The sequence below is a fragment of the Kitasatospora sp. NPDC085879 genome (assembly GCF_040686255.1).
Classification (GTDB): domain Bacteria; phylum Actinomycetota; class Actinomycetes; order Streptomycetales; family Streptomycetaceae; genus Kitasatospora.
The window spans coordinates 1-3833 of sequence record NZ_JBFBJZ010000165.1 but is presented as its reverse complement, the minus strand read 5'-3'; the positions used below and the strand labels follow the sequence as shown (position 1 = coordinate 3833).

Below are 3833 nucleotides of genomic sequence, written 5' to 3'. Positions count from 1 at the left end.
CCGGTGAGGGCGACATCTACTACGCCGCGCCGCACACCGGTGCCACCGCGTGGTACCTGCTGGCCGGCGCGGGGGCGAACCCCTTCCGGCTCTGAGCGGTGACGCCCCGCGCCGTGCCCGGTGGCGCGGCGCGAGGCGTTCGCCGTCCTTGCGCAGGCCACTTCCGGCTGCACGCCTCCGGCAACGCGGTCGACGGCCACCCGAACAGCTACTGGGAGAGCGTCGACACCGTCGTCCCGCGGTGGCTGCGGACCGACCCGGGGGCGGTTTAGGCGGTGCGGCGGATCGTCCTGCCGGTGCCGTCGCCCGTGGCCTGGGTTGCGCGCACCCAGACACGGTGGAGGTGCGGGGGAGCACGGACGTGCATTGCCCAACAGTCCGGTACGTGAGGGCCGCGAACGAGCGGCCGGGCCACCGGGGGCGCGGCTTCCTGGCCGGTTGCTGCCTGCAGCTCGCCGTTCAGACGAGCGCCGGCGCGGGAGCAGGCAGGTAGGGCGTGATGTTGCTCCAGGCACGCTCGATGTATTCCTGCTTTTCGCCGACCGGGGCGACATAGTGCAGCGCGCCTTCGGCGGCATCGTTGCCCTCGAGGCGGGCGATGATCCAGGCGGCGAGGTAGTGCGAGGCCAGGCAGCCGCCGGCGGTGGCGATGTTGCCCTTGGCGTAGAAGGGCTGGTTGAGCACCTCGACGCCGGCGGCGACTACCCAGGGCTTGGTGGTCAGGTCGGTGCAGGCGGGGATGTCGTTGAGCAGGCCGAGCTTGGCCAGCACGAGCGCGCCGGAGCACTGCGCCGCGATGAGTTGGCGCGAGGGGTCCAGACCGCGCAGGATGTTCATGATCGCCGGGTCTTCGACGACCTCGCGGGTGGCGATGCCGCTCCCGACGATGACGGCATCAGCGGTGCACGCCTCCTCAAGAGTGGACATCCGTTCGATGACCACTCCGTTCATCGACGTCACCTTGGGGGCGGGGGTGGCAATGGTGACACGCCAGCCGTCGGTCTTGATGCGGTTGAGCACTCCGAGCGCGATCAGAGAGTCGAGTTCGTTGTAGCCCTCGAAGGTGAGGATGGCGATGTGCACGGCGATTGCCCTTCCGTAGAGGTGGGGTGGGGCTCGACGGTAAGGTCCCGCGAAGATGACAGCCAAAAAATTGTCATGGATACAATTCGGTGCATGGCAGCCTCGCGGTACAAGACGCTGGTCGACGCGTTCGCATCCGACATCCAGTCGGGGCGGCTCCCCGCAGGCGTGCGGCTGCCGACACACCGCGCGCTCGCCGCCCATGAGGGCATCGCCGTGGTGACCGCGACTCGGGTCTACGCCGAGCTGGCAGCCATGGGTCTGGTGAGCCGGGAGCAGGGCCGCGGCACGTTCGTGCGTGACATCGCGGTTCCCGCCGGTCACGGCATCGATCAGCAGGTCGTCGCCACTGGCGCGGTCGACCTCACCTTCAACTATCCGTCGCTGCCCGGCCAGGCCGATCTCCTGCGGCAGGCACTACGGGAGGTGGCCACCTCCGGTGATCTCGACGCGCTGCTGCGCTACCAACCACATCGAGGGCGCCCCCAGGACAGAGCCTCGATCGCACGGCATCTGAGGCGTCGCGGCATCACCACCGACGCCGATCGGATCCTGATCGTCAACGGTGCGCAGCAGGGTCTGGCCATCACTGTCATGGCCGCGCTCAAGGCCGGCGACGTCGTCGCGGTCGACGCGCTCACCTACCCGGGTTTCAAGGTGCTCGCGCACGCCCTTCGCCTCGACCTGGAGCCCATACCCACCACCCCCAACGGGCCGGATCTCGATGCTCTTGAGAAGCTGTGCGCCACCCGCCCTGTGCGCGCGATCTACACCATGCCCACCTTGCACAACCCTCTGGGCTGGGTCATGCCGGCAACGGACCGAACCCGCCTGATCAAGATCGCCCGACAGCACGGTTCGCTCCTCATCGAGGACGCCGCCTACGCCTTCTTGGCCGAGGACCCTCCACCGCCTCTGGCTGCGACCGCGCCGGACATCACCGTCTACGTCTCGGGACTGTCCAAGAGCGTTGCCACCGGCCTCCGGGTCGGTTTCGTCGTCGCCCCGCCATCTGCGGTGCCCTCGCTCGAACGCGCCATTCGGGTGACTACCTGGAACACGCCCGCCCTCACCACCGCGATCGCCTGCCGCTGGCTCGACGACGGCACGGTGGACCAGCTGGAAGCGCAGAAGCGAGACGACGCCAAGGCCCGCCAGTCACTCGCCAGACAAGAGCTGGCAGGCCTACCACTCATCAGCCACCCCTCGTCCTACTTCACATGGCTCACACTGCCCGACGACGCACGCGCCGATCGCCTGACCGCCACCCTCGCGCGCCGACACATCGCCGTGACCACAGCGGAGCCGTTCACCACCTCGACGCACACACCGCAGGCGATCCGCCTCGCTCTGGCCTCGACCGATCTGGACATTCTCCGATCGACGCTTCGTACAGTGCGACAGGTCGCCGTCGAGGACGCCCACACGTGAGTTCCCCTCGACCAGCCGATCCCTGCCCGCACCGACGACGTCTGCGTACGAAAGTCCGTCGGCGCTGAAGGCCCGGGGCCCGGTTGGTGTGCTACCCGGGATTGATGAGGGAATCACGATCACCGCAGCCGTCCTTCCCACGGAACCGACGCCCAGCGGACGCTGGCACGCCAACGCCGGCAACGGCTACTACGGCGGCCTCCAGTTCGACCAGCAGGCCTGGCGCGCCAACGGCGGCACTGCCTACGCCACCCGCTCCGACCTCGCCACCCATTGGCAGCAGATCACAGTCGCCGAACACCTCGCCGCCCGCAGCGGCATGGCCCCCTGGCCCGCCTGCGGAGCCCGCGCCGTCCGCACCTCCCCCGGCCACCACACCGTCCCCGCACCGCGACCGGCACAGCACCCCGCCGCCGAGCAGCTCACGAGCGTGTCTGAAAGATCGTGCAAGTCCGTGATCTGACAGTCTGGCCGGAGGCTCGGCCTCGGGCCTCGGGCCAGGCGGAACGGACAAGTCATGACGGAAAAGACGGTGCCGGCTGCGGCCGGGGAGGCGTTGGTCGGCGAGGTCGTCGAGCGGTTGATGGACAGCGCGGACGCCTCCGGGGCGGCTCTTCTGGGCGAGGGCGGGCTGCTGACCGAGATCACCCGGGCCGTGCTGGAGCGGGCCCTGGAAGCCGAGATGACCGAGCACCTGGGCTACGAGAAGTACGATCCGGTCGGTCGCGGCTCGGGAAATTCCAGGAACGGTGCCTCGCCCAAGACCGTACTCACCGATGTCGGCGCGGTCACGGTCGCGGTGCCCCGGGATCGCAACGGCGGCTTCGAACCGAAGCTGGTGCCGAAGAACGCGCGCCGGCTGGCCGGGTTCAACGAGCGGATCCCGTCGCTCTACGCACGCGGGATGTCGGTGCGCGACATCCGGTCGCACCTGGCCCAGATCTACGGGGTCGAGGTCAGCCCGGATCTGATCAGCAAGGTCACCGACGCGGTCGTGGACGAGCTCGTGAGCTGGCAGAACCGCCCGCTAAACGCGGTCTGGCGGTCATCCACATCGACGCGTTGTGGGTGAAGATCCGCTCCGGCTCGACCGCGGCCGCACCGGACCAGCGCCCTTCGGGTTCGACACTCCGCACGAGGCCCTGGCGGCCTGCGTGCCGCTCCAGATTCCCGAAGAAGCACGGCTGTACGCGCTGCTGGCGGCCCGCCGACCACACCGCCGGATTCGTCGCCGACATCCGCGCGGCCGCGACGCACGAACCGGTGCTGCTCGCCGACCTCGACGGCCGAGCCCACGGCGGGGACGACGGCAGAGACAG

The 3833-nt window shown here is 69.3% G+C and carries 5 protein-coding genes; 4 read left to right on the top strand and 1 reads right to left on the bottom strand.

Features of this window, described 5'->3' with window-relative positions; genetic code table 11:
* Positions 1-459 precede the first annotated feature (459 nt).
* Positions 460-1083 carry a DJ-1/PfpI family protein gene (locus AB0P35_RS41640; protein WP_363521716.1) on the bottom strand — a complete coding sequence of 208 codons (624 nt, stop codon included), beginning with the start codon at positions 1081-1083 and terminating at the stop codon, positions 460-462.
* Between the two features lie 93 nt (positions 1084-1176).
* Between AB0P35_RS41640 and AB0P35_RS41635 the strand changes: the two genes are divergently transcribed.
* The 4 genes from AB0P35_RS41635 to AB0P35_RS41620 all read left to right on the top strand — a co-directional run.
* On the top strand, positions 1177-2514 hold the full coding sequence (locus AB0P35_RS41635; RefSeq protein ID WP_363521713.1) for a PLP-dependent aminotransferase family protein: 1338 nt from the start codon (positions 1177-1179) through the stop codon (positions 2512-2514).
* A gap of 88 nt (positions 2515-2602) precedes the next feature.
* Positions 2603-2977: a transglycosylase family protein gene (locus tag AB0P35_RS41630; protein WP_363521710.1), complete on the top strand. Its 375-nt coding sequence runs from the start codon at positions 2603-2605 to the stop codon at positions 2975-2977.
* A gap of 54 nt (positions 2978-3031) precedes the next feature.
* On the top strand, positions 3032-3586 hold the full coding sequence (locus AB0P35_RS41625; protein WP_363521707.1) for a transposase: 555 nt from the start codon (positions 3032-3034) through the stop codon (positions 3584-3586).
* On the top strand, positions 3583-3833 hold a 251-nt coding region (locus tag AB0P35_RS41620; RefSeq protein WP_363521704.1), incomplete at its 3' end, for a hypothetical protein. The genes AB0P35_RS41625 and AB0P35_RS41620, both read left to right, overlap by 4 nt.